The 24,463-nt window shown below is 69.8% G+C and carries 19 protein-coding genes; 6 read left to right on the top strand and 13 right to left on the bottom strand.

What is annotated here, in order from left to right; all coding sequences use genetic code 11:
• Window positions 1–96 precede the first annotated feature (96 nt).
• Entirely contained in the window at window positions 97–969 is an 873-nt protein-coding gene (locus NJD74_RS15805; protein WP_319624551.1) for a methylglyoxal synthase, read from the bottom strand.
• Window positions 970–1,143: 174 nt separating this feature from the next.
• Between NJD74_RS15805 and NJD74_RS15800 the strand changes: the two genes are divergently transcribed.
• The gene (locus tag NJD74_RS15800) at window positions 1,144–1,440 is read left to right on the top strand and encodes a hypothetical protein (RefSeq protein ID WP_070472669.1); all 297 of its coding nucleotides are present in this window, start codon (window positions 1,144–1,146) and stop codon (window positions 1,438–1,440) included.
• 83 nt (window positions 1,441–1,523) lie between these two features.
• Here NJD74_RS15800 and NJD74_RS15795 read toward each other — a convergent pair whose 3' ends face one another.
• The 3 genes from NJD74_RS15795 to NJD74_RS15785 form a co-directional block, all read right to left on the bottom strand.
• Complete coding sequence (locus NJD74_RS15795) at window positions 1,524–2,969, bottom strand: FAD-dependent oxidoreductase (RefSeq protein ID WP_102788794.1); 1,446 nt, start codon at window positions 2,967–2,969, stop codon at window positions 1,524–1,526.
• A 127-nt stretch (window positions 2,970–3,096) separates the two neighbouring features.
• Window positions 3,097–7,551 carry a glutamate synthase large subunit gene (gltB, locus tag NJD74_RS15790; RefSeq protein WP_102788795.1) on the bottom strand — a complete coding sequence of 1,485 codons (4,455 nt, stop codon included), beginning with the start codon at window positions 7,549–7,551 and terminating at the stop codon, window positions 3,097–3,099.
• Window positions 7,552–7,717: 166 nt separating this feature from the next.
• Complete coding sequence (locus tag NJD74_RS15785; protein ID WP_235319035.1) at window positions 7,718–8,074, bottom strand: I78 family peptidase inhibitor; 357 nt, start codon at window positions 8,072–8,074, stop codon at window positions 7,718–7,720.
• A gap of 179 nt (window positions 8,075–8,253) precedes the next feature.
• Between NJD74_RS15785 and NJD74_RS15780 the strand changes: the two genes are divergently transcribed.
• A complete protein-coding gene (locus NJD74_RS15780) occupies window positions 8,254–9,318 on the top strand; it encodes a DNA topoisomerase IB (RefSeq protein ID WP_319624550.1) in 1,065 nt (354 codons plus the stop codon).
• Between the two features lie 9 nt (window positions 9,319–9,327).
• Here the strand turns inward: NJD74_RS15780 and NJD74_RS15775 are convergent, their stop codons facing one another.
• On the bottom strand, window positions 9,328–9,669 hold the full coding sequence (locus NJD74_RS15775; RefSeq protein ID WP_019184131.1) for a hypothetical protein: 342 nt from the start codon (window positions 9,667–9,669) through the stop codon (window positions 9,328–9,330).
• A 207-nt stretch (window positions 9,670–9,876) separates the two neighbouring features.
• Between NJD74_RS15775 and NJD74_RS15770 the strand changes: the two genes are divergently transcribed.
• Window positions 9,877–10,998, top strand: a complete 1,122-nt coding sequence (locus NJD74_RS15770; protein ID WP_070472659.1) for an SDR family oxidoreductase — start codon at window positions 9,877–9,879, stop codon at window positions 10,996–10,998.
• On the opposite strand, the gene NJD74_RS15765 is transcribed toward NJD74_RS15770, so the two are convergent.
• Window positions 10,955–11,359, bottom strand: coding sequence for a serine hydrolase (locus tag NJD74_RS15765; protein WP_139146360.1), 405 nt, complete (start codon window positions 11,357–11,359; stop codon window positions 10,955–10,957). The two genes, NJD74_RS15770 and NJD74_RS15765, sit on opposite strands and share 44 nt — an antisense overlap.
• Window positions 11,360–11,469: 110 nt before the next feature.
• Here NJD74_RS15765 and NJD74_RS15760 point away from each other — a divergent pair, with 110 nt between their 5' ends.
• Together NJD74_RS15760 and NJD74_RS15755 are read left to right on the top strand one after the other, a co-directional pair.
• Window positions 11,470–11,856 carry a BlaI/MecI/CopY family transcriptional regulator gene (locus NJD74_RS15760; RefSeq protein WP_102788798.1) on the top strand — a complete coding sequence of 129 codons (387 nt, stop codon included), beginning with the start codon at window positions 11,470–11,472 and terminating at the stop codon, window positions 11,854–11,856.
• Between the two features lie 15 nt (window positions 11,857–11,871).
• Window positions 11,872–13,725: a M56 family metallopeptidase gene (locus tag NJD74_RS15755; RefSeq protein WP_319624549.1), complete on the top strand. Its 1,854-nt coding sequence runs from the start codon at window positions 11,872–11,874 to the stop codon at window positions 13,723–13,725.
• Window positions 13,726–13,805: 80 nt separating this feature from the next.
• Here NJD74_RS15755 and NJD74_RS15750 read toward each other — a convergent pair whose 3' ends face one another.
• Genes NJD74_RS15750 through NJD74_RS15740 form a run of 3 tightly spaced genes read right to left on the bottom strand, consistent with a single transcriptional unit; the run spans window position 13,806 to window position 17,773 of the window.
• A complete protein-coding gene (locus NJD74_RS15750; protein ID WP_070473849.1) occupies window positions 13,806–14,141 on the bottom strand; it encodes an I78 family peptidase inhibitor in 336 nt (111 codons plus the stop codon).
• Window positions 14,142–14,189: 48 nt separating this feature from the next.
• Window positions 14,190–15,296, bottom strand: coding sequence for a ribonuclease H-like domain-containing protein (locus tag NJD74_RS15745; protein WP_070473847.1), 1,107 nt, complete (start codon window positions 15,294–15,296; stop codon window positions 14,190–14,192).
• On the bottom strand, window positions 15,293–17,773 hold the full coding sequence (locus tag NJD74_RS15740) for a DEAD/DEAH box helicase (protein ID WP_026070064.1): 2,481 nt from the start codon (window positions 17,771–17,773) through the stop codon (window positions 15,293–15,295). The genes NJD74_RS15745 and NJD74_RS15740 overlap by 4 nt, the downstream gene beginning before the upstream one ends.
• Window positions 17,774–17,944: 171 nt before the next feature.
• Between NJD74_RS15740 and NJD74_RS15735 the strand changes: the two genes are divergently transcribed.
• Complete coding sequence (locus NJD74_RS15735; protein ID WP_102788800.1) at window positions 17,945–18,427, top strand: hypothetical protein; 483 nt, start codon at window positions 17,945–17,947, stop codon at window positions 18,425–18,427.
• A gap of 30 nt (window positions 18,428–18,457) precedes the next feature.
• Here NJD74_RS15735 and NJD74_RS15730 read toward each other — a convergent pair whose 3' ends face one another.
• The 4 genes from NJD74_RS15730 to NJD74_RS15715 are packed head-to-tail and all read right to left on the bottom strand — an operon-like array spanning window position 18,458 to window position 24,463.
• The gene (locus NJD74_RS15730; protein WP_070473843.1) at window positions 18,458–20,287 is read right to left on the bottom strand and encodes a hypothetical protein; all 1,830 of its coding nucleotides are present in this window, start codon (window positions 20,285–20,287) and stop codon (window positions 18,458–18,460) included.
• Window positions 20,284–22,455: a hypothetical protein gene (locus tag NJD74_RS15725; RefSeq protein ID WP_102788801.1), complete on the bottom strand. Its 2,172-nt coding sequence runs from the start codon at window positions 22,453–22,455 to the stop codon at window positions 20,284–20,286. The genes NJD74_RS15730 and NJD74_RS15725 overlap by 4 nt, the downstream gene beginning before the upstream one ends.
• Window positions 22,452–23,570 (bottom strand): BatA domain-containing protein, encoded by a 1,119-nt coding sequence (locus NJD74_RS15720; RefSeq protein WP_319624548.1) that lies wholly within the window; start codon window positions 23,568–23,570, stop codon window positions 22,452–22,454. The genes NJD74_RS15725 and NJD74_RS15720 overlap by 4 nt, the downstream gene beginning before the upstream one ends.
• A complete protein-coding gene (locus NJD74_RS15715; protein WP_070473836.1) occupies window positions 23,567–24,463 on the bottom strand; it encodes a DUF58 domain-containing protein in 897 nt (298 codons plus the stop codon). Before NJD74_RS15715 ends, NJD74_RS15720 begins: the two co-directional genes overlap by 4 nt.

Here is a 24,463-nt window from a genome sequence, read left to right as displayed (position 1 = left end):
TCTACCGGGTAGTGCCGGCCGCTGGCCGGCTCCTCATCAAACCCACCCTCGCGCGATTGCCGGCCAGCGGCCGGCACTACCGGTGCGACGGTTCCGTCAGTTCCCCTCCCGCAACGCCGCCCCCTGCGCCCAGCGCGCCGCCACGCGCGGCGCGGTGATGCACACGGCCTGATCGGTCACGGTGGTGACGGCACGCTCCAGCAGCTGGATGTCAGCTTCGTGCTGGCGAGCCACGTGCGGGTCCTCGAAGAAGATCGCGCGCTGGCAATGGCCTTCCAGCACGCGGTCGGCGATCTGCGCATCACCGCCCATCGGGCCGCTCTGGTAGCGCGTCACCCATTCCTCGCCCTGTGGCCAGCCGCGGCTCCACGCCAGTTCATTGAGGCGCTGGCCGGTAGTGCCGGTGCCGACCCGGTTGCGGAAGCGTGACAGCACCTGGAAATGCTCGTCGGCGAAGGCCAGCATCGACGGCTTCATCGCGTCGTGCGCGATCAAGGCCAGCGTGTGCTGCTCGAAAGCGTGCAGATCATCGGCGCCCGGGTCCGGCGCGAGGCCGGCGTGCAGGCGCTCGACTTCCACCCAGTCGCGCGCGGTGGCGACGGTGGAGATGAAGGGTTTGCCGTGGATCACGCACTGGCGCTTGAGCGCGGTCGCTTCGGGAAAGACCGAGGACGGGTCGACCGGGTCCATCAGATAGATGGCACCGTCCAAGGTGCGCTCCGGCGTGCCCATGCCCACCACCTCGGCGACCAGCTTCATCAGGCCGCCCTCGCGCCCATTCGGGTAGCGGCGCAGCGGCGCGAAGTCCTGCAGGAAGCCCAGCCGCTGGATAGCATCGAAGGTGCGCCCGACCGCATGCAGCTCGACGCCCAGTTCGCGCAGGCCGGTATCGCTGGCGCGCAGCCAGCGGAACAACGCGGCGTGCTTGTCGTGGTGGTGCAGGCGGTTCGCGGCCAGGCCGATGCGCATGAGGGCAGTCCAGAGAGAGACCGCGCCAGTGTAATCCGCCCAGGTTGCGGGGAAGCAAGCGTCGAACAGTGATGGAGATCACGCGTCTTCACGCAGTTTCGTAGTTGTTGCATGGTCTCGGGAGGGGCCGTATCCGACAGTGGTGGTCGTCCGTCAATCAGGAAACCCCCTGCCATGACCCTCCCCCCTTCCCCCGCCGTCTCCTCATCTTCGCCAGCCGCCTCGGAGACGGGCCGCCGCATCCGCGCGCTGGCCATGGTGCTGCGCGAGGCGCCCCAGGCCGATGCCGAGGTGCTGCTGGCCGGGCTCGCGCGCATGCTCGATGCGCACATGGGCCGCGGCCACGATGATGTGGTCAGCAACCGCCGCATCCGCGACCAGCTGGACAACATCGAGCTGCTGATGGCACTGGAGATCGAGCGCGCCGGCGTGCGTCAGACGCCGGTACCGGTGGTATCGCGCGCCGCCTGAGCGGCCGCACGCGCAGTACGTGAGGGCCCGGGCGCGAGGCGACGCGCCCGGCATCGCCTCACCCCGGCATCGCAACGGCGCCGTTACGCCGAGAGCAGCTGCACGATGCTGCCGGCCGCGTCGCGGCCCTCGGCCACGGCCGTCACCACCAGGTCCGCGCCGCGCACTGCATCGCCACCAGCGAACAGGCGCGGGTGGGCGGTCTGGAACGGCAGGCGACCACTGCCACCGGCCACGATGCGGCCGTTGTTGCCGGCCTCCACGCCCTGCTCGGTCAGCCAGCCCGGCGCACTCGGCGAGAAGCCGAAGGCGATGATCACCACGTCCGCTTCCAGCAGCGATTCGCTGCCGGCGATCGGCACCGCGTTGCGGCGGCCCTGTGCATCCGGTTCGTCCAGATGCGTTTCCACCACCATCACGCCGATCACTTCATCGTCCGCGCCGGCCTCGATCGAGAGCGGCTGGCGGTTGAACAGGAAGCGCACGCCTTCCTCGCGGGCGTTGGCCACTTCGCGCGCCGAGCCGGGCATGTTGGCCTCGTCGCGGCGGTAGGCACAGGTCACCTTGGCCGCGCCCAGGCGGATCGCGCTGCGCACGCAGTCCATGCCGGTGTCGCCGCCGCCGAGTACGACCACGCGCTTGCCTTCCAGGTCGGGCAGGGCGATCTGGTCTTCCCAGCCGGCGATCGGCCGGCCGTGTGCGTCGCTGCCACTGACGATGCGGCTGTTCTGCACCAGGAACGGCAGCGCCGGCAGCACGCCCTTGAGGTCCTGGCCGAGCAGGCCACCATCGGTATAGCGGTACGCGCCGGTGCCGACGAACACCGCGTCGTACTCGGCCAGCAGCGCATCGATGCTCACATCGCGGCCAATCTCCACGCCGAGGCGGAACTGCACGCCCATGCCCTCCAGCACGTTGCGGCGGCGGCTGATCACCGATTTGTCCAGCTTGAAACTGGGGATGCCGAACTGCAGCAACCCCCCGATCTGTTCGTAGCGGTCATACACCACCGCCTGGACGCCGGCATGCGCCAGCTTGTCGGCACACGCCAGCCCGGCCGGGCCGGCACCGATCACCGCCACGCGCTTGCCGGTGGCTTCCACCGCGCTCATGTCCGGGCGCCAGCCGGTGGCCAGCGCGGTATCCACGATGTACTTCTCGACCGCGCCGATCGTGACCGCGCCGAATTCCTCCAGCGTGCAGCTGCCCTCGCACAGGCGGTCCTGCGGGCACACGCGGCCACACACTTCCGGCAGCGGATTGGTCGAGTGGCACAGCGTGGCCGCTTCGTGGATGCGGTTCTCCTGCACCAGCTGCAGCCACTGCGGGATCGCGTTGTGCACCGGGCACTTCCAGCTGCAGTACGGGTTGCCGCAATCCAGGCAGCGCCCCGCCTGGAACTGCGCGTCTTCCTTGCCGAACTTGCCGTACAGCTCGCCCCAGTCGCCGGAGGTGCGCAGTTCGACCGGGATGCGCTGCGGCATCGTCCGGGGCAGATCGAGGAACTGGAAAGCTTGCTTGCGGCTCATGGGTGGGCCCTGCGGTGATGAGTTGCCGGCCAGCGGCCGGCACTGCAATGTGAGGTTGCCGGCCAGCGGCCGGCACTACAGCGGTGGGATGTGCGGCGCCGGCGTGGGGCCGGCGCCTTGACCCCGGTCAGGCGGCGCGGCGCAGCGAGTCGGTCAGCGATTCGATGCTGGCGGCCTTGGGTTTGACCAGCCAGAACTTGCCCACGTAATCGCGGAACTCGTCGAGGATCTGCTGCGCCCAGATGCTGCCGGTCAGTTCGCGGTGGCGGCTGATCAGCGTATGCAGATGCTGGCGATGGTTCTCGAAGCCCTCGGCCGAGATGCGGTGGATGTCGATCAGCTCGTGGTTGTAGCGGTCCACGAAATCACGGTCGATATCCAGCACGTAGGCCAGGCCGCCGGTGAAGCCGGCGCCGAAGTTGAGCCCGACCTTGCCCAGCACCAGCACGATGCCGTCGGTCATGTATTCGCAGCAGTGATCACCGGCGCCTTCGATCACCGCCAGCGCGCCGGAGTTGCGCACGCCGAAGCGCTCGCCGGCGCGGCCCGCGGCGAACAGCTCGCCGCCGGTGGCGCCGTACAGGCAGGTGTTGCCGATGATCGCGGTGTTGCGCGCCTCGAAGCGTGCGCCACGGGGCGGACGCACCACCAGGCGGCCGCCGGCCATGCCCTTGCCGACGTAGTCGTTGGCTTCGCCTTCCACTTCCAGCTGCAGGCCACCGACGTTGAACGCGCCGAAGCTCTGCCCGGCGGTGCCACGGAAGCGCAGCGTCAGCGGTGCATCGGCCATGCCTTGGTTGCCGTGCGTGCGCGCGATCTCGCCGGACAGGCGGGTGCCGATCGAGCGGTCGGTATTGTGGATCAGGAAGCGGTGTTCGCCGCCGAGCTTGCCGGCGATCGCCGGGGCCAGCAGGCCATCCATCTGCGTGGCCAGGCTGTCCGGCGATTCGTACAGGCGCTGCGCGGCGCAGTGGCTGCCGGCGTACTCGGCCGGGTTGAGCAGACGCGACAGATCCACCTTGACGCCCGGGCGCGGCGAGACGTCCAGCTGCTGCAGCAGGTCGGTGCGGCCCACGATCTCGTCCAGCGAGCGCACGCCCAGGTAGGACAGCCAGCCACGCACTTCTTCGGCCAGCAGGCGGAAGAAGTTCTCCACGCGCTCGGGCAGGCCGGTGAAGTACTGCGCGCGCAGGCGCTCGTCCTGGGTGGCCACGCCGGTGGCGCAGTTGTTGAGGTGGCAGATGCGCAGGTACTTGCAGCCCAGCACGATCATCGGCGCGGTGCCGAAGCCGAAGCTGTCCGCGCCCAGCAGCGCGGCCTTGATCACGTCCAGGCCGGTCTTCAGGCCGCCGTCGGTCTGCAGCAGGGTACGCCCGCGCAGATCGTTGGCCACCAGTGCCTGGTGCGATTCGGCCACACCCAGTTCCCACGGCACGCCGGCATAGCGGATCGAACTGACCGGGCTGGCCCCGGTGCCGCCGTCATGGCCGGACACGGTGATCAGATCGGCGCCGGCCTTCACCACGCCCGCGGCGATGGTGCCGACACCGGCATGGCTGACCAGCTTCACGGAGACCAGCGCGGTGGGGTTGACCTGCTTGAGGTCGTAGATCAGCTGGGCCAGATCTTCGATGGAATAGATGTCATGGTGCGGCGGCGGCGAGATCAGGCCGATGCCCGGCTTGGCGTAGCGCAGCCGCGCGATCAGTTCGTTGACCTTGTGCCCGGGCAGCTGGCCGCCTTCGCCGGGCTTGGCACCCTGCGCGACCTTGATCTGCAGCACTTCGGCGTTGACCAGGTACTCGGCGGTGACGCCGAAGCGGCCCGAGGCCACCTGCTTGATCTTGCTGCGCTTCTCGGTCCCGTAGCGCACCGGGTCTTCGCCGCCTTCGCCGGAGTTGCTGCGGCCGCCAAGGCGATTCATCGCGATCGCCAGCGCTTCATGCGCCTCGGGCGACAGCGCACCGAGGCTGATCGCGGCGGTATCGAAGCGGCGGAACAGGTCTTCGGCCGGGGCCACCTGGTCCAGCGGGGTGGGCGTGGGCGCGGCCTTGAGCTGCAGCAGGTCGCGCAGCGCCGACACCGGCCGGCCATGCACGGCTTCGCAGTAACGCTGCCAGTCCGCGGCATCGCCACTGCGCGCGGCGCGCTGCAGGGTCATGACCACGTCCGGGTTGTACATGTGGTATTCGCCGCCGTGCACGTACTTCAGCACGCCGCCGACATCCGGGCGCAGCAGGTCGTTCCAGGCACGCACGGTGAGCTCGCGCGCTTCATCGTCCAGACGGGCGAAGCCGACGCCGGCCACGCGCGAGGCGGTGTCCGGGAAGCACAGGTCCACGACCTCGTCATCCAGCCCGACGATCTCGAACAGCTGCGCGCCGCGGTAGCTGGCCACGGTACAGATGCCCATCTTGGAGATGATCTTGGACAGGCCCTTGTAGATGCCCTTGCGGTAGCGGCGGCCGATCTGCGACTGCTCGCCGCCCTTGCTCAGCTGCAGGATGCCGCGCCGGCCCAGGTCGAACAGCGTCTGGTAGGCCAGGTACGGATACACCGCGGTGGCACCGAAGCCGAGCAGGCAGGCCATGTGGTGCGGGTCGCGCGCGGTGCCGGTTTCCAGGATCAGGTTGACGTCGCAGCGCAGCCCGGCGTTGGAGAGGTGGTGATGCACCGCGCTGGTGGCCAGCAGGGCATGCACCATCGGCCGGTCGGCCACCGGATAACGGTCGCTCAGCAGCAGCATGACGATGCCTTCGCGTGCAGCCGTTTCAGCCTCGGCGCAGATGCGCTCGATGCCCGCCTTCAGGCCCTCGTCCAGGCTGTAGGACAGATCGATCAGCCGGTTCTTGTCGGCGTACTGCTCCATCTTGATCAGCTGGCGCAGTTTGCGCTGGCTGAGCACCGGCGAATTGAGGATGACGTGGTTCACCGTCTCCGCGCCGGCATGGAAGATGTTGGTCTCCTTGCCGAGCTGGGTGGACAGCGACATGACGCAGTCTTCGCGCAGCGGATCGATCGGCGGGTTGGTGACCTGCGCGAACGCCTGGCGGAAATAATCGTAGAGCGGACGGCTGTGCTGGCTCAGCACCGCCATGGGCGTGTCATCGCCCATCGAGCCGGTGGCTTCCTGCTCGGTCTCGGCCAGCGGGCGCAGGATCTGCTCGACCTCTTCGGTGCTGAGCTGGAACAGCTTGTGGTAGCTGCGCAGGGTGCGCTCGTCGAAGGGCTCTTCCACCAGCGACGGATCGATCAGCTCGGTCTGCAGGTAGGTCACGCCCTGCTGCAGCCACTGCTTGTACGGCGCGCGGCCACGGTTGATACGGTCGATGGCGTCCGAATCGAGCAAGTCACCGCGCTTGAGGTCGATGGCCATCATCTCGCCCGGCCCCAGCTTGCCCTTGCGTACCACGCGCTCGGCCGGCACTTCCCACACGCCCGCTTCGGAGGCGACCAGGAAGTGACGGTCGGAGGTGAGCATCCAGCGCGCCGGGCGCAGGCCGTTGCGGTCCAGGGTACAGGCAGCATAGCGACCGTCGCAGGCCACGATGCCCGCCGGGCCATCCCACGGCTCGCTGTTGAGCCCGTAGAACTCGTAGAAGGCGGCCAGGTCGGGATCCTTGAACTCCAGCGACTGGGTCGCCGGCGGCACCAGGATGCGCAGTGCCTGGATCAGCTCCATGCCGGCGCTGACCATCAGCTCGAGCATGTTGTCCAGGCTCTGCGAATCCGAGCCGTGCATGGAGATCACCGGATCGAACTCGGCGATATCGAAGCGCGGGGTCTTCCACACCTTGCTGCGCGCCTGGGCCCAGCGGCGGTTGCCCTCGATGGTGTTGATCTCGCCATTGTGCGCGAGCATCCGGAACGGATGCGCCAGCGGCCAGCGCGGCAGCGTGTTGGTGGAGAAGCGCTGGTGGAACACGATCGCACTGGAGGCCAGGTCGTTGCGCTGCAGGTCCACGTAGAAGCGGCTCAGCTTGTCCGGCAGCACCATGCCCTTGTAGCTGATCGCATTCGGGCTGAGCGTGGTGACGTAGTAATCGGCGTGGTCACGCAGCTGCTGTTCGCTGCGGCGGCGGGCCAGGAACAGGGCCAGGGTGAAGGCAGCCTCGTCCTGCGTGGCACCGGCATCGACGAACACCTGTTCGATATGCGGCAGCGTGTCGCGGGCGAGCTGGCCGCAGACGCTAGGATCGGTGGGCACTACGCGCCAGCCGACCGGCTGGCAGCCGGCGTCGCGCAGCTGCTGTTCCAGCGTGTCGCGGCAGGCCTGTGCGGCGGTGGGGTCGTGCGGCAGGAACACCACGCCGGCGGCGAACCGCGCGCCAAGGGTGAGGCCAGCCTCGGCGGCGAGCGCGTTGAGAAACACGTCGGGACGGCGCAGCAACAGGCCGCAGCCGTCACCCGTGACACCGTCGGCGGCGACGCCGCCGCGGTGGGTCATGCGCGATAGCGCGGCGATAGCGGTGTCGACTAGCAGTCGGGACGGCTGGTCGTCGAGCTGGGCGACCATGCCGAAACCACAGGCATCTCGCTCATCTTGCGGGTCGTAAAGCCCTTGGCGGTTGCGGGGGGCCATCTCTGCCTCAATGTCGGGTGAGCGGCGACACTCGTCCCCGCTCAATCCGTTGAGCGCATCTGGAGGCACCGGATGACTCGACTAGAGCATAGTTGCTGCAACGCCGCAATACACGGTTGCAGGCGCAACCAAACCCTTGTGTTTCAGGGGTTTCCGCAGCGCCTGTTCAGCCGCAACGGACGCCGGCCACGACGTTTTTGGCATCCACTTCCACGTTCAAGCGCTCGCCGATGAACTCCATCGTGGTCATGTCATTGGGCTTGAGCACGCGCAGGCTGCTGGCACCGGCATCCTGCTGGGCCTGGCTGCCGATCTCGTCGGTGTAGGGCTGGCCGACCAGGCTCTGCACCTGGGTGGCATCGCAGTTGCCAACCGGCGGGGCTTCGGTGGCTTTGCCGGCTTCGTCGGTCGGCGCGGCAGCCGCTTCGGCGGCCTTCTGTGCATCGGTGGCGACCGCTTCCTGTTCGTCCATGGGCGGTGCGCTGCAGGCACCGAGGACCAACAGGGCGGGGAACAGGGCCATCAGCCCGAAAGAACGCCGCAGGCGGCGGAACGACAAGGACGACATCGGTACTCCAGGAAGCGAGCCAGTAAACCGGGGAGGATATCGCCAAGCGCGGTGTGAGGTGTTTGTGTTGCGTTATTGACGCGGTGCCGCACCGGCAGCGGCGACACTGCGCTTCCCTGATCCGCGTCGCGTCCATGAGCCCGAGCCGCACCGTCACCCCCGAAGCCGCCGCTGCCCGCCAGGCCGGCCTGCGTTACGTCAGCGATGAACTGCCCGGCATCGCCCGCCGCAAGGCCGGCAAGGGCTTCGCCTACCGCGATGCCGACGGCGCGGCGGTGCGCGATGCGGCCACCCTGGCCCGGATCCGCGCGCTGGCCATCCCGCCGGCCTACACCGACGTGTGGATCTGCGCGCTGCCCAACGGCCATCTGCAGGCCACCGGCCGCGATGCGCGAGGGCGCAAGCAGTACCGTTACCACGCTGATTGGGCGCGGGTGAGGGGCGATGGCAAGTTCGATCGCATCATTGCCTTTGGTACCGCCCTGCCCACGCTGCGCCGACGGCTGCGCCGCGATCTGAAGCTGCCCGGCTTCCCACGCGACAAGGTGCTGGCGATCGTGGTGGCGCTGCTGGCACAGACGCTGGTGCGCGTTGGCAATGAAGTCTATGCACGTGACAACCGCTCTTACGGGCTGACCACGCTACGCAACCGCCACCTCGCGCTGGTCAAGGGCGGCCGGGCGCAGATGCGCTTCCGGGGCAAGTCCGGGCAGGCGCATGAGGTGGATGTGGATGATCGCGAACTGGTCAAGCTGATCCGTGGCTGCCAGCAGCTGCCCGGGCAGGCGCTGTTCCAGTATCGCGATGACGATGGCGCGGTCCAACCGGTGGACTCGGGCATGGTCAACGACTATCTGCACGATGCGATGGGCGAGGATTTCAGCGCCAAGGACTTCCGCACCTGGGGCGGCACGCTGGAGGCGATCCGTCAGCTTGCCGTGACCGAGCTGCCCGAACCCTCCAGTGAGCGCGCGCTGGCAGCATTGCAGAAAGAGGTGGTATGCGAGGTCGCCAGCCTGCTGGGCAACACACCGTCGGTGTGCCGCAAGGCGTATATCGATCCTTGCGTATTCGATGGCTGGCGGGCCGGCTCATTGAAGGCCCTTGCCGGCCTGCGTGGCGAGCGCCAGTGGGAACTGGCCACGCTGAAAGTACTCAAAGCCGCGCGGCGCACCGTCCGGCGTGCCCGCGCGGGATGAGCGTAGCGATCAGCCGCAATAGATCGCGGTGATGTTGTTGGTATTGCCGGTTTCGATGGTCAGCCGCTCGCCACCGCTTTCCGCACCGGTGGTGGATGGCACCGCGCCGCTGGCGGTCGGGCCGCTTTCCAGGCGCTGACCGCGCAGCACGATCACTTCCAGGCTGTCGCTGTCCACGCGTGCCCTTTCGACGGTTGCCGCCGACGCAGCCAGCCCGGTCGCACCGCGGACCTTGTCGATATGGCACTGGCCGGAAATGACGCCGTCGATCGGCTGGACCTGCGCGACGGGGGTGCTGCTGCAGGCGGACAAAGCGAGGACGGCCACAGCCGCGGACAGGTAACGAAGCATGAGACGTACTCCATGGGAATTGCGCTCAGGGTGCATCGGCGCCCGTATGCAGCGGATGAATCCTCTACACGGTGTGGGCACGCTCCATTCACCGTGCCTGGCCGCCCGGTTGACCATAGTGGAAGTGCGCACTGCCGACACGGGATCCCCGACACGGCGCGCATTCGAGTTTGATCCACGCATCTGATCCGGCAACAGGAGTCGAGCATGGCCACGGCCAAAACCCGTAAGACCACCAAGACCCCCACCTCCCGCAAGCGCCCGCGCCCGGCCGAAGCAGCCGCGACCGCGGCCGAACCGCGCAGCCGCACCCCGGTCGTCAAAACCGCGACCCGCAAGGCCGCCGCCACCGATCCGCGCGCTGCGCGCGTGGCGGCCCGCCAGCGCCGTCTGCAGGACCAGGAAAAGGCCAAGGACGCGCGTGCGGCGAAGAAGGCCGCCAAATCCACGACCAAGAAGGCGACCCAGGCAGGCCCGCGCCGCCAGCCGGAGAAGATGCCTGCCGAACAGTTGGCCAAACCCGGCAACGAACACGCGATGCAGCTGGCCCCGCGCTTCCTCGCGCCGGATTACCAAGGCAGCGGCAAGCTCAAGGGCAAGCGCGCCATCATCACCGGCGCCGACTCGGGCATCGGCCGCGCGGTGGCCGTGCTGTTCGCCCGCGAAGGCGCCGATGTCGCCGTGCTGCACCTGGATGAAAAGAAGGACGCCAAGATCACCCGCGAGCACGTCGAGAAGGAAGGCGCCCGCTGCCTGGTGATCGCCGGCGACGTGCGCGACCCGGCGTTCTGCAACAAGGCGGTCAAGCAGGTGGTCAAGGCGTTCGGTGGGGTGGACATCCTGGTCAACAACGCCGCCTTCCAGCTGCATTGCGACCGCCTTGAAGACCTTGAGGACGAGCACCTGCAGGAAACCCTGCAGACCAACATCGGCGGTTACATCCAGATGGCGCGCGCGGTGCTGCCGCACCTGGGCGAAGGCGCCTGCATCATCAACAGCGGCTCGGAGACCGGCCTGTTCGGCAGCAAGTCGCTGGTGGACTATTCGGCGACCAAGGGCGCGATCCATGCCTTCACCAAGGCGCTGGCCAGCCAGCTGCTGCCGCGCGGCATCCGCGTCAATGCGGTTGCGCCCGGCCCGGTCTGGACCCCGCTGAATCCCGCCGACAAGAAGGCGCCGGACGTGGCCGAGTTCGGCCAGGACAGCGACATGGGCCGACCGGCGCAGCCGGAAGAGCTCTCGCCGGCGTACGTGTTCCTCGCCTCGCCGATTACTGCCAGCTACATCAGCGGCGTGATCCTGCCGGTGATGGGCGGGCCGCGCGGCTGACGGTCGGCACCGGCGCACCCGCGCCGTAGAACGCGGCGATCTGCGGAATGAAGTTCTGCGGGTTGGCCCCGACCAGGTTGGTCAGCACCACGATGGCCAGCCCCTGGTCGGGGTAAGCAATGAACGCCGAGCGCGCGCCGCCCATGCCGGCCACCTGGCGTTGCGGGGCTCCCTGCAATACCGCCCAGCCGTCTCCCCAGGCGCCCTCACTGCCATCGTTGAGCCGTTCCGGGGTCCACATCCGGCGGGTGCTGGCGGCGTTGATCCCGGCGACATCGAACTGGCGCGTCGCCACGTAGCGGTCGTACGCCATGGCCGACTGCGCGGCGATGATCCGTGCGAGCAGTACATATGTGACCACGGCGGAATGGCACGGCCGAACGACCGTTCGTCGGCGCGCGCCATCCGGCACTTGACGACACCTGTAGTCACTGGCACGGTAGCGACACGTGTAGTCATAGGGAGTGCGCCATGCGCGGCAAGACCATCGGGGACCAGGAACTGGCCCTGCTGCAGTACATCGCGGAACAGGAGCGCCCCAGTGTCGGGGAGGTCGCCACCGGCTTCGGGGAGCCGCGCGGGCTGGCACGCTCGACCGTGCTGACCATGATGGAGCGCCTGCGCGCCAAGTCGTACCTGAGCCGCAAGCAGGTGGACGGCGTGTACCGCTATGCCACCACCAGTGGCCAGGACAGCGTGGTGCAGGGCGCCGTGGCCAGCTTCGTGGAGAAGACGCTGCAGGGCTCGGTCTCGCCGTTCGTCGCCTTCATGTCGCACAAGGTGGATGTCAGCGATCAGGAACTGGCCGAGCTGGAAGCGCTGGTCGCACAGTTGCAGTCACGCAAGCGGGAGGGCTGAGCCATGGACACGATGATGAGTGAGCTGTTGATGCGGCTGGGCTGGACCAGCGTGCAGAGCGCGGTGCTGGTGGCGCTGGTGTGGGGCGTGTGCCGCCTGCTGCCGCAGCTGCCGGCCGCCACCCGCTGCCGCCTGTGGTGGCTGGTGGCCGCACAGGCGGTACTGGGCCTGGTGTGGAGCAGCCCGCTGGAGTTGGCCGTGCTGCCCGCACCGGCCACCATGACGGCACCGACGGTGGCGTTGCCCGCGTTCGATGCCGCCGTGCAGGCGGCCTCGGTCGCCTATGCGCCGGCCGCGGTCGAGACGGCGACGATGGTGTGGTCCTGGCCCTCGCTGCTGCTGGCCTTGTGGGCCGCCGGCGTGCTGTTGATGGTGGCGCACAGCCTGCGGGGCTACCGCGCCAGCCGCGCGCTGGTGCGCAGCGCCACCGAGTGCACCGACGCCGGGCTGCAGCAGGCATTGCAGCTGGCTGCCGAAGCCCATGGCCTGCGCCGTGCGCCGCGCCTGAAGCTCTCCGCGCAGATCCGCTCGCCGCAGTTGATCGGTCCGTGGCGGCCGGTGCTGCTGTTGCCGGCGCGCGAGCTGCCGGCGATGTCGGCCGACGACCTGGACATGGCGCTGACCCATGAGCTGATTCATCTGCAGCGCCGTGACCTGTGGTGGGGCCTGCTGCCGGCGGTGTCGCAGCATCTGTTCTTCTTCCATCCGCTGGTGCACGTGGCAGCCCGCGAGTACGCGCTGGCCCGCGAAGAAGCCTGCGATGGTGCCGTCGTGGCCGGGCATGGCCATTGCCGCCATGACTATGGCCGCCTGCTGGTGCAGCTCGGTGTCGCGCCGCGTCCTGCGGTGGGCGTGGCCAGCGCCTCGCCCAACCTGCGCAGTCTCAAGCGCCGCCTGTTGACCCTGCAGCAGACCCGCAGCGTGCCGCGCGTGGCTTCGTTGGCGATCACCGCGTTGTTCGTGGTGGTCGGCGTGGCGCCGCTGCGTCTGGTGGCTGCGCCGCCGCCGCCGCCGGCCGCACCCCAGGCACCGGTCGCGCCCAGCGCACCCACCCCGCCGGCAGCGCTGCCGGCACCGGCGCCGCGACCGGCCCCTGCGGCGCTGCCCGCGCCTGAGCCTGCTCCCGCGCCGGAACCGCTGTCGGCCCCGGAACCGCCGGCCGCGCCTGCCGCACCCCGTGCGCCGGAGCCGCCGAAGGATCTGGACGACGGCATGTCCTACGTCACCCACGGCCGGCTCGACATCAGCCGGCAGCCCGCGCAGGCTTTCGTGCTGATGGGCGGCGACGACAACTTCGTCGATGCGTCCGTCGCCGACCTCAAGCAGGCCCGACGCGACGTGGGCGGCAGCGCGCCGGCGCTGTGGGTACGCCGTGGCCAGGCGCGCTATCTGATCCGCGATCCTGCCGTGCTCAGCCAGCTCAGCCGCAGCCAATCCGACGTGGCCGCGCTGGGCAACGCACAGGCTGAACTGGGCGACCGCCAGGCCGTGATCGGGCAGCAGTTGGCCAAGGTCTCGATGCAGGTCACCGCAGACGCGCTGGCGGCGGTGGATGTCGAGGCGGTAGCCAATCACGTCACCCGCCAGGCCGGCCTGGATGCGGCCGCCGAGGCCAACCAGGCCGCTCGGCAGGCGCGTGCGGCGTCAGCCAGCGCCAGCCAGGCAGCACGCCAGGCGCGCGTCGCCACAGCCAACGCGGTGGATGCCCGCCAGATCACCCTGGTGGCACGCGAGCAGGCGCAACTGGGCCGCGAACAGGCGCGTCTGGCGCAGCAGCAGAGCCTGGCCTCGGCCCGCGCCGTGCGCGAGGTCCGCACGGCCATCGATCAGGCGCTGGCCAGTGGCAAGGCCGAGCGCCTGCGCGACTGACCCCGCCTGCCTGGCACGGCGGCCCGCAGATAATGGCGGGCCGCCGCCTTCAGTCGCAGCACGCGGCAGGGTTCAACCGGTCACCCGCAGTTGGCGCGCACGATCCTGTTCTGCGCGTCCACTTCGATGCTGAGCCGGTCTTCGCGGAAATCCATCGTCATCGCCATGCCCGGCTTGAGCACGCGGGCGTTGCGCGCACCGCTGTCCTTCACCGCTTTCTGGATCACCGCCTCGGTGGCGGTCTGCCCGGTCAGGCCGGTGAGTTTTTCCGGGTCGCATTGGGAGGCGCTGCCGGCCAACGCGGGTGGCGCGGTGGAGGTGGGGCTGTCAGCCGGCGTCGCCGCCGTCTTGCCGGGATGGCTGCACGCGGCCAGCGGCAGGGCGCAGCCCAGGGCGAACAGAAGGTTCAGACGCATGTGGTGGTCCTCCCACGGTAAGGACCCGCAGTGTCCGTGGGCCGGCCTTTACACCGCGTCAATGGCCTGCAGCGCCAACGTCTCCCGGTCACGCTGTTCCTCGGCCACCAGCCGTCGCATCAACAGCGCCAGGGTCACCACGTCCTGGTGGTTGTGCTCGGCCACGCGGCGCAGGTTCACCGCGCTGCCCCCGCGCAGGTAGTTCAACCACGCCGCCGGGGCTTCCGAGCCGGGCAGGTCGTCTTCGCGCACGATCTGCAGCAGCTGACGTTCGATCGTGGCCAGCCGGCAGTTTTCCCAGGTACCGCGATAGCGGCGGCGGGTCGGGAACAGCAGGTCGACGTGATCCAGCGGGGTGATCGGGCAGCGCTGCCGCGCCAAACGGTAGCGGGTCTTGAGCAGCGGGGCGTCGTAGCAGCGGCCGTTGTAGCTGGAGAACACCGTGGTTGGCCGCAGCCACCCGGCGAACTCGCGCAGCATCGCGGTTTCGGCGGCCATCGTGGTCATCAGCAGCTGGCGGATGCGCAGGCCATCGCCGCGTTCGGGATGGGCGTGCCAGTCCGCGGCGCCGATCATGAAGGCGCGGGTGCCGGTACCGCCGGCCAGGCCAGTGGTTTCGGTATCGAAGAACAGCAGGTCCTGTGGCTGCACCTGTTCGCCCTCGCGCTTGGCGAAGGCGAGCGACAAGGGCTCGGTGGGAATGGCCTGCGCGACGAACGACTCGATCAGGAACAGGCCCGGCGCGATTTCCTCGCCCGGTACATGGCGGTCCTTGGCGTTCTCGCGCGGGTGGGCGGTGCTGAGGCTCCGCTCGCGCAGGCCGAGCAGCCGGCGCAGGCCACCGATCTCGGGCTTGCGCAGCGCGGGCGCCGGGAGGGCAGGCGCTGCCGGTGCGGTATCGCGTGCGGCCTCACCGGTGGGCTTGTGTCGGATTTCCTGCTCCACCCAGCCGAACACGGAGGCGGGCGCGGGCGTGCGCGCACGGGCGTCGTTGGCGGCGGCCGGGAGGGGCGCGGGGGCGGCGACGCCGGTAGCGATGGTGTCACCCGCATCGGATCGGCCCGCAGTGGCGATGGACGGATCACGGGCCGGCGCCGGCGTTGCATCACCGGCCTGCCGGCGCAGCAGGCGCAGCTTGTCCAGGCTCAGGCTCACGGGGCGACCATCTCGGCGCTCTGGCGCTCACGCTCGGCGGCAGACGGCAACGCCGCGCTGTCGAACAGCGCCAGCACCTTCAGGGCCAGTGCCTTGGGCGTGGTGGCATCGTCTTCCTGGCCGGCCAGGACCGGCCCCACGCAGGCGGGGCAGCCGGCCTTGCAGTCGCAGCCCTGCACCAGCTCGCGCGCGCGCAGCAGCAGCTCGGCCTGGCGCAGCCACAGCGGCTCGCTCAGGCCCACACCGCCGGGGAAGTTGTCGTACAGATACACCGTCGGCACGAACTGCTGCTGCAGCTCGATCGCGCTGGCATCGAACTCGGCGCCCCGCAGCTGCCCGCGGCCACTCTGGTCGGCCACCGCGAACCACGCGCCATCGCCATTGCCAACCGCCTTCTGCAGGTCGCGCGCATCGGCCATCACCGCCACCGTGGCGACGATGTGCAGCGCATACGCCGCGCCGAGGAAGCCGTCCAGCGCTTCCTGCTTGCTGTCGAACGCGGTCAGCAGCAGCGCCTGCGGCAACTGCCACCACACCGCCGTGGTGTGCAGCTCCTGGTCGGGCAGGTTGACCGGGCCGTAGCCGATGTTTTCATGGGTGTAGTAGCGGATCTTCTTGTAGCCGGCCACGCGGCGCACCACGTGCACTTCGCCGTGGTGCGAATCGCCGCGCCCGGCAATGCAGCCATCGAAGCGGTCCAGCACCTTGAGCTTGGTGAAGTCGATGCTGTCGGTGTAGTAGTCCACGTGGGTACGCGTGACATAGGCCTTGCGGCCTTCCCAGTCCAGCCGCTCCACCTGGTAGGGCGTGGATTGCACCATGTGGATGGCACCTTCGTACAGCGTCAGCGCGGCGGCGGAGTAATCCACCTCGGCGATGATCTGCTGCTTGCCGTCGCTGCGGTCCACCACCACGAAGTTGCCGTCGGCGACCGAGCGCAGGCTGACCGCGTTGGCCGGGTAGCTGTCGGCGATCCACTCCCAGCGGTCGCCCTCGCGATGCACGACCTCGGTCTCGGCCAGCGCTTCGAGGAAGACCAGCGGGTCGATCGGCCCGAACGGATCGCCGGCCAGGAAGGGCAGCTCGAAGGCGGCGCAGCGGATGTGGTCGAACAGGATCAGCGGCTGGTCCGGTGCGATGCGCGCATGCTCGGGCGAGGCCTCGGCGAAGAAGTCCGGATGCCGCACCACGTACTGGTCCAGCGGCTGCGAGCTGGCCACCATCACCCCCAGCGCGGGCTGCTGGCGACGACCGGCGCGGCCGAAGCGCTGCCAGGTCGCGGCGACGCTGCCCGGGTAGCCGTTGAGGATGACCACGTCCAGGCTGCCGATATCCACGCCCAGTTCCAGCGCCGAGGTGCTGACGATGCCGTCGATGTGCCCGGCACGCATCGCCCGCTCGGTTTCGCGCCGCTCGGTGGGCAGGTAGCCGCCGCGGTAGGCGCGGATGCGGGCCGGCTTGCGCGGGTCGTGGTCGAAGATGTCCTTGAGGTACTTGGTCAGCACTTCGACCATCAACCGACTCTGCGCGAAGATCAGCGTCTTCAGGCCGGATTTGATCGCTATGCGGGCAATGCGGTTGCTCTGCGAGCGGGCGGACGCACGCAGGCCGAGATCGGCGTTGACCACGGGCGGATTCCACAGCAGCACGTGCTTGGGCCCGCTGGGCGCACCGGATTCGGTGATCGCGGTGACCGGCGCTTCGATCAATGCCTCGGCATGCGCCTGTGGGTTGCCGATGGTGGCCGAGCACAGGATGAACTGCGGCTCCACCCCGTAGAACGCGCAGATTCGCTTGAGCCGGCGCAGCACGTTGGTAACGTGGCTGCCGAACACGCCGCGGTAGGTGTGCACCTCATCAATCACCACATAGCGCAGGTTCTCGAAGAACTGCGCCCACTTGGTGTGATGCGGCAGGATCGCTTGGTGCAGCATGTCCGGGTTGGAGACCACGATGTCGCCGTGCAGGCGGATCGCCTGGCGCGCATCGCCTGGCGTATCGCCATCGAAGGTGAAGGCTTTCACGCCCAGGTCGCCGGCGCGGTTGAGCTCCAGCAGCTCGGCCACCTGGTCCTGGGCCAGCGCCTTGGTCGGGAACAGGTACAGCGCCTTGGCCTTGCCCTGCATCGCCGCGCTGACCACGGGCAGGGTGTAGCACAGCGACTTGCCGCTGGCGGTGGGGGTGACGATGGCCACGTGCTCGCCGCGCTGGCTGGCCTCCCAGGCCTGCGCCTGGTGGCTGTAAAGCTGCTCGATGCCGCGCGCCTTCAGCGCATTGACCAGCGCGGCGGGCACATCGGCCGGGATCGGCGCGTACTGGCCCTCGCGGGCGGGAATCGTGAAGCTGCCGGTGATGCGGTCGTTGTAGCGGCGCTGCAGGCGTGCGGTCAGCAGCGCACCATCGCGCGAGGGCAGCCCATCGGTGGTGGCGAGGCGGCGTTCGGCGTCCTCGGTCCGCTTGGCGAGTTCGTAAGCCATGGTCACAACGGTCTGCAAAGGACGCTATGGAAACATGACCGCGTCTCAATGTCTGAGACATCGCGATGCGGGCCGGTGAATGGTTCAGTGCCCGCCGCGCCGGCCGGACAGGTGCCATCAACGAAATCTGACGCCGGCCTCCGTATGCTTTGAGGCCAGCCCGCAACCAACATGGATGGAGTCGCTGTGGCATTACGTGGAGAGCAAGGTGCAGCGTTGCTGGCCGGCCTGGTGCTGGCCGCTGCCGTGCAGGCACAGCAGGTGGCGCCACCCGACCCCGTGGAGCCGCCGCCTGCGCCGACGCAGGGGGATGTCACCACGCTGGGCGAGGTGCGTGCGCTCAAGCCCGACGACGAGCCGCTGGATCTGTACCGCTTCAAGAATCCGGTGCAGGTGCAGCCGAACCGGTTCAGCCGCACCTGGAGCGAACCCCCCTCGCCCGAGCAGGTCAGCATGAGCGGTGGCTATCTGATGATGGGCATCAACAAGGGGCTGGCCGCCGCGGCGCAGGGTGTGAACAAGCTCACCGGCGGACCCGACCAGATCCAGTCCGCGACCGCCCGCCCACCGCCGGAGTTGACCGACGACGAGCAGCGCCGGGCACAGCAGGTGTGTGTGCAGCAGGGGGGATGCCCGGCGCCGCCGGCGCGCTGATCTGGCAGGACAGCATCGCTCCGGCGCGCGTCAAGCGGGCCTCGCTCCCCGCCGCCGCTCCATCCACCACAGCAGCCCGGCCGCCAGCACGAAGGCGAGCAGCCATGGCCAACGCGGTCCTGGCGTTTCGATCACGCCGGCCGACGTTGCCGCGGTGCCCACGGCCAGACGCTGTGCGGTGGCCTCACGCAGCTGTTGGCGATGCAGCGATCGCGCAGCGGCCGGATCGAACACGTAGAACGCGTGGCGGCTCTCACCCTGCTGCAGCTGATGCCAGCCGGCCTGCGTCGGCCAGTAGCCGGCGCAGCGTTCCGCGCCGCTGGCCGGATCGATGCGCAGCGCAATGCGCGCGCCATCCGGTGCGCGCACCTGTGCAGGTTCCCGCAGCTGGCACAGCGCTACGCGCTCGCCGGCCCACGGGGTATCGGAGTCGACGCGTGGAGCATCTGCGGCGGGAAGTGGGCGCGCCACGCGGGCCAGTACGCCGCTCCACAGCTCGGCGTGGCGATCGTCGCGACCGGCCAGCACCAGTCGATAGCTGTCGGTGACCGGCAGCAGCGCAACACGGCCCCGGCCCAGCGGGCGATAGCCGCCGATCGCATTGCCCTTGTCATCGTGCAGCAGCGGTGTCGCGTCGTTGACCGTCACACCCAGCCGCTCCAGCACCGGCAGCGCAGCCTGGTGCGAGGCCGTGTCGGCTTCGTCGATGTAGGTGGTGGTGTCCGACGCGGGCCGCTGGGGACCACGGCGTGCCTGCAGCAACGCGGCATCGGCGTCGGCCGGCAGTGTCAGCGGGGCGGCCTGGTTGTTGCCGCTGATGGGCATACCCCAGCCGCGCAGCGCCTGGCGCGCGCTGTCGTTGAGGGGGCCGCTGGTGCGGACGAGCACGCCCAACCCACCGCGGATCGCCTGCTGCAGCGCGCTGCGTTGCACCGCCGACAGCCCGGCCAGACTGCGCTCATCGAGCAGCACGGCATCCGTCGCCGCCAGCGTCGCCGCAGTGAGCGCGACCGGTGCATCGCCGAGCGACACCCCACCGCCGGCATGGGCCTGCGCTTGTACGGCCAGCCCCGCATCGGTCGCCCAGCGACGCAGGTACTTCAACTCGGGCCCCGGCGCACCGGCCAGGATCAGCAGCCGCGGCGCTGCCGCGCCCACGGTGTCCACCGGTACCTCCAGCGTATCGACCACGTGCTGCCCGGCATCCAGCAGGCGCAGACGGAACGTGCTCTGCCCTGGCACGCGCGCGACACCATCAAGCTGCACGCGACCATCGGCCCTTGGCATTGCGCGGTCAACCACCAGCCCGGCCGGGTCCACAAGCTCGGCGCGTGCGTTCGGCACGCCCTGCGCACGCGCGCGGACGGTGAACACCGCACCGGGCGCAGCAACCGGTGGCGGCTGCAGTGCGATCCAGCCCTGTGGTGCGCTGGGCCATTCGATACGCACGCCACGGGGCAGCGCGGCATCGCGATCGCGGGCCGACAGGCCATCGCCGATCAACCGAAGGGAGGTGGGACCGGGATGCTGGCGCAACGCGGTGGCCAGGTCGGGCGCGGCGAGGGCGTCTGCCACTTTCGTCGCTTCCGGCAGTGCGACCACGGTCTCGCCCGGCGCCGCTGACCAGCGCACCTGATCGGCCGCGCCAGTCAGCACGGTCAGCTGGCCACCGGCCACGCGCTGCATCGGTGGCACCAGGGTCAGGTAGAGCAGCACAGTCGCCACGGCCTGCAACACCAGCAGGCTGGCGAACACACCGGGTGCCCGCGCCGGTCCACGCCATTGCTGCCAGCACAGACGCGCGCTGCTCAGCAGCAGCACGGCGAACAGCGCGATCAGGATCCAGCGCGGGTCGCTCACGGGGTGGCCTCCAGTGCATCCAGGTAGCGCTGACCCATGGCATCGGGGGCGTTGCGCCGGGCGACCTGCGGCAGTGGCCGCAGCAGCGCACGCCACAGCTGCGCGCGCAGGGCCTGGTGGCAGTCGGCGCAGTCCGGGGTGATGCGCAGTGTTTCGATGGCGGCGGCCAGGCTCAGCGGGTCCGGCAGGCGCGCTTCATTGCGTCGCAGCCAGTGGGTGAGTGCGTCCAGATCCGGCGCGCTGGCCGGATCGGCCAGCTGCTGCCAGACCTGCACGATGGCCTGGTCGGGTGCCTCCAGCGCACGCAGTGGCAAGGTGCGGCTGGCCAGGTCGGCGCGATCGCCGCTCATGCGTCGGCTCTCGTCGATCGGCGGCAGTTCCGGGCCGACCCGTGCCAGGTAGATGCGCTCGGCCTGCTGCACTTCCTTGATGAAGCCCAGCGCCTTGTAGGCGTAGGGCAGGGCACGCTCGGGCTGGCCCTGGCGCAGCTCGCCTTCCGACGACCACATCTGATCGAGCGCCGCCTTCAGCGTGGCGCGCGTCTTGGGATCGAGCAGGGTGGCGGCCTCGGCGTGATCGTGGGTATGGCCGTATTCGGAGAGCACGTCGGTGGCGCTGCCGAACACCGGGGCGCTGCCGTCGGTCGGCGCGCCATGATCGTGGTCGTCGTGGCCGGCCTGCGCCTGGGTCCTGGCATGGTCGCCATCGTGATCGTGATCGTCATCGTGCGCGGCCGCCGGTGTATCACTGGTCGGCAGGGCATCGCTGGTCGGCGGTGGCTTGGCCCCGCCTTCGCTTTCCTCGCCGAGGAACTGGCCATAGCGCAGGCGCAGGATCCGCTGGTCCACGCCGATCGCATCGGCACGCTTCACGAATTCCTCCGCCGGCAGCTGGCGACGCTGTTTGATCAGCGCTTCAGCGTCGATGATGATCTGGCGCTGGCTACGGAAATACGCGGGCAGGGTCTTCTTGACCATGCCCTCCATGTCGGTGCCCTGGATCTCCGCTGCGCTGGGCAGGCGCAGGATCACGCTGCTGCTCTGGGCGGTCTGCGCGCCGGGCGTGTGGGTGTCGCGCACGGTCAACTGCGCGATCACATCGTTGCCTTCGGTGGCGCCCAGCGCGGCGAGATCGAGCGTGCGCGCGAAGCGCCGCTGCGTCGCCGGTCCGGTGCCGACGAGGTTGAAGGTCTGCTCGCGGAAGGTGATGTTCTCGCCGCTGCCCTGGGCCAGGGTGACCTTCAACTGTGCCGCGGCAACCACGCCGTAGTCGTCGGTGGCCTCGAACTGCAGCGGCCACTGGCGTTGGCCGGGTGTCCCCAGCACGAGACTGCGGTCGGGAGCGATCACGCGCACCACGGGCGGGCGATCGGGCACCACATCGAGCCGGTACAGGCGGGTGTCGCGCAGGGCAGGCTCGGTGACCACGCGGTACAGCGCCGGACGCGTGGCGGTCCACTGCGTGGTCCATTGGTCGCCATCGCGTTGCAGCGCGATGCGCTGGCCATCGTGGAACTGGAGCGCAGCGGCCTGCGGTTGCGCCGAGAAGCGCAGCGACCAGTGCAGGCGGCTGTCCTGCGGGACCTTGCCGTCCAGCGTGCTCTGCACACGCGCGGCCTGCCCGGTGTAGGCCGGGGCGGTGATCTCCAGCCGGGCGGAACGCAGCTGCGGTGGCTGCGCGGGTGTGGCCGGCGGTGCCGCCGCGCCCGGGAACAGGGGCGCCGCGTTATGGCCGCGTGGCCAACTCAGCGCCAGTGCCATTACCACCAGCGACGTGATCACCGAGGCCAGCAGCCACCGGCGCGGCCAGCGTGGCCGCAGTTCGGGCATGCGCGCCTGCAGGGCGGCGGCGACATGCGTGCGCTGCCGCTGCTGCAACGGGTTCAATGCCGCCGGTGGGGCAAACAGCAGGTCGGCACTGTCCTGTGCGACCGGATGGTCGTTCAACCGGCGGACCAGCCATTGGCGATCCAGACCACGTGCGCGCCAGGTCGCCACGCCGACGCTGACCAGCAACGTCGACAGCAGGACTACCGTAGCCGCGTTGAAGCCGGCCAGCCGCCACGCCACCGCGCTGATCGCCAACGCGGCCGGCACCGCGAGCAGGGTGGTGATCCACCACTGCCGCCGGCGCGCGCGCTGCCAGGCGTGCTGGATGGCAGCGTTCATGCGCCGGCTCCGCGGCGCGGTGAGGTCGCGATCACCCGTTCCAGCGCGAACAGCAGCACGATCAGCACCAGCAGCCAGGGGCTCAGCTCGCGCGGTGCGGGCAGCGGCGTGGCGCCGCCGCGCAGCGGCTGCTGTGTCGCTGCCGCGGCGAGGGTCGGCGGGGCGGGTGCGGCGAGGACGGCCAGCAACTGGCGCGGGAAGCCGGGATCGCGCAGCACCGGCAGGGCCGTCGGCGTCAGCGGCGACGCGAAGCGCAGCAGGCGACCCTGTCCTTCGGACCGCTGTTCCAGCACCACTGCACCGTCTGCATCGCGCAGGACGGGCATCCAGCCGGCCTCCGCAGCACCGGGCGCGACCAGTACGCTGCCGCCCTGGTGCACCCACGCCTGCCAGGCAGCAGGCAGCGGCGCAGCGGCGAGCCACACGCCGGTCTGCCCGGCATCGGGGGCGGTACCGGCACCGCGGGCAGGAGACAACGCCTGGTTGGACCAGGCACGCTGCAGCGCGGCCAGCACGCGCTGCTCGCCTTCTGCGATCTCGCCACCGACCTGTAGCACCGGCGGTGCGGCGGTGCGCGTGCTGGCCGGCGCCAACGGCACCGGCCGCCAATCCACGGCACGCGACAGGCGCGGCCGCTCGCCATCCAGTCCGGGCATCGGGTCGGGCACGTACACCGTCAGCGGTGCGCCGGCAGGCAGTGTCTGGTCCAGCTCACGCAGCAGGCTGGACAGCGCGGAAGCGGTCGCCGGGGCGGCATCGGCCAGTGCGGGGAAGCCCGGAGCCAGCCAGCGCCAATCTCCCTTCGCGTCCTGGCCACGCAGGGCCGTACCGTCCAGACCAGGGGCGACCACCGTGACCGGGTGGATGTCGGCGGCGCCACCGTGCAGCACCGGCCGCGCCAGCAACAGGGCCAGTGTAGCCAGCAGCAGCAGCCGCACCAGCAGCAGCGGCCACTCGTCGAAGCGGATCTTCTGGCGCGGCCGGATCCGGGCCTGCAGCCAGCGCAGCGCGGCGAAGTCGAGTGGCGCGTACTGATGCCGCCGCGCCAGGTGGATCAGCAGCGGGACCAGCCAGGCGGCCAGTGCCAGCAGTCCGAGCGGAAACAGCAGGCTCACGCGCCGCCTCCGGCACCGAGCAGCGCCCGCAGCGGCTGATCCAGCGGCTGGTCGAGATAGCCGGTGGCATGCACGATGCCGCTGCTCTGCAGCCGCGCCTGCAACGCGCGCTGGGCGGTATCGAAACGGGCCAGGTATTCGGCACGGATCGCACGGCCATCGCCCAGCAGCTCCTCGCCGGTTTCCGGATCGCGGAAGCGGTGGCCGTCGGTGAACGGGAAATCGCGCTCTTCGGCGGTCAGTACCTGCAGGTGCAGCACCTCGCGGCGGGCGGCGGCCAGCCGTTCCAGCAGCACGATGCTACCTTCGTCGAAACCGTCGCCCAGCGCGACCAGCAGGTCGCCGGCCTGCACCCGCTCCCAGACCGGGGCCAGGGAAGTGACCGGCGGCCACGTGCCGCTGGCCCGAAGTTGGCGCAGCAGCAGGTGCACGCGGTCGCGCTGGCGCGGGCCGTGCCCGGCGGGGACCAGTTGCACGCTCTCGCCGCTGATGGCGATCACGCCGAAGCGGTCGCTTTGCTGCAGGGCCAGTTCGACCAGGCAGGCGGCGGTGGCGCAGAGGTAGTCCAGGCGCGACCAGTCCGGTCGCGCACGGTCGCTCTGGCGCGCCGAGGCGGTCGCATCGATCAGCACCCAGGTCGTGATCGGGCTTTCGCGTTCGGATTCACGCACGAAGAAGCGGTCCGAGCGCGCGTAGAGCTTCCAGTCGATCTGGCGCAGTTCATCGCCAGGTTCATAGGCGCGGTACTGCGCAAACTCCAGCCCGGCGCCGCGGCTGCGGCTGGCGTGCTGGCCGATGCCGTGCGCGCCGCGTGCACGCCGTGGCAGCAGCCGCAGCGCCTTCAGGCGGCTGCGGACATCGGCGGGGATCGCGATCGGTACGTTGCGGCTCAC

Source organism: Stenotrophomonas sp. RG-453, assembly GCF_033843685.1.
Classification (GTDB): Bacteria; Pseudomonadota; Gammaproteobacteria; order Xanthomonadales; family Xanthomonadaceae; genus Stenotrophomonas; species Stenotrophomonas bentonitica_A.
Note: the sequence above shows the minus strand (reverse complement) of the source record. Positions and strands in the feature narration are given on the sequence as shown.